This is a genomic window from Synechococcus sp. PCC 7335, from assembly GCF_000155595.1.
Lineage (GTDB): Bacteria > Cyanobacteriota > Cyanobacteriia > Phormidesmidales > Phormidesmidaceae > Phormidesmis.
Genome location: NZ_DS989911.1, coordinates 1 through 1,516, shown reverse-complemented (window position 1 = coordinate 1,516; position 1,516 = coordinate 1). Strand labels below are relative to the sequence as shown.

1 protein-coding gene is annotated in these 1,516 nt (G+C 48.1%); it reads right to left on the bottom strand.

The features are described from left to right. Positions 1-1,516, bottom strand: a 1,516-nt coding sequence (gene ppk1 / locus S7335_RS25535; RefSeq protein WP_050766068.1) for a polyphosphate kinase 1, incomplete at both ends; no start/stop codon positions are given.

The following is a 1,516-nucleotide window of genomic DNA, read 5'->3' as shown; positions in this document are numbered from 1 at the left end:
TTCGCGACGGATGCGCTGGGTGAACCGCTCACGCATCGTCACAGGAGCAATCAAGAGCTCCCGGAATTGATTACTCAGTGTCGGACCCGTAAAGGAATTGAATACTTTCGTCAGATCCTGTCCAATATCATGATTCGAGGTCAACACACCGAGGTCAACATATCCTTTGGCGGTCTCAGAGTGATAATTGCCAGTCCCAACATGTGAGTACAGTTGTACCCCCTCGTCCTCTTGGCGAACGACCAGCGCGGTTTTCGTATGGGTCTTCAATCCAACAGTTCCATAAGCGACATGAATACCCTCCTCTTCAAGTCGACGTACCCATTCAAGATTGTTTTGCTCATCAAATCGGGCTTTCAGTTCAACCATGACCGCGACTTGCTTACCATTATCAGCAGCATCAATCAGACTCTGAATCACTTTTGAGTCGCTTGCTGTTCGATAGATTGCAGCCTTCACTGCAAGGACATCCGGGTCGTGCGCAGCAGCCTCTAGAAAATGATGGACGGTGCCCTCAAATGAGTGATATGGGTGATGAACGAGAATATCATCTTGTTCAATTTCAGTAAAGATATCTGCAGGCTCATCACGAGGGTCAACACCCGGACCACGCATAATCCGAGGATGAGGTTGTGGCGTCCATGATGGAGCTTTGAGATCTGGACGGGTGATCTCGGTGAGCTCAAAGAGTGAGCGGAAATCGATTGGTCCTTCACGATAAAATACCTCTGCATCGGTCACGTCAAGTTGCTCTTTTAATACAGATACTGATTGCTCTGGCATATCAGCTGCGACTTCAACGCGGACAACTGTTGCAAATCGTCGTTGCTCAAGCACTTCCTCAATCATATTGATTAGATCCTCAGCGACCTCCTCATCACGTCGCACCTCCGCGTTACGAGTGACTTTGAATTTTGAGACATCAACGATATTAACATTCGGCAGGAGAAGATCAAGATTTGCCTCGATTACATCCTCAATGAGGACATAATTATGATCTGTTTCAGGAACTTCAACGAATCGTGGCTGATTCTGTGGGATTTTGATCCGGGTAAACGTGAGTTCTTCATCGGTTGTTTCACGAGAGAGAACAGCAAGCGACAGTGAAAGATTTGAGATGAATGGAAACGGATGTGCAGGGTCAAACGCAAGAGGAGTTAACGTCGGTAAGACAGATTCTTCGAAATGATCGCGAAGTCGCGTTTGCTGCGATTCGGTAAGTTCGTCAAGGGTTTGAATCTGAATCCCTTCGTCTGCGAATTGCGGTTTAATTTCTTCCTCCCAGCAGGCAGCTTGCTCACGAAAGAGTGGTCGCGCTGCATCGAGGATCTCTGTCCATTGCTCATGAGGAGTCCGACCATCTGGTGTTGTCTCTGTGACCCCCGCTTCGATTTGTTGCTTTAATCCGCCGACTCGTTTCATAAAAAACTCATCTGTGTTTTTTGTAAAGAATGCAAGAAAGCGCGCACGCTCAAGCGGCGGATTACGGGCATCAAGTCCCTCAGAGAGCACGCGC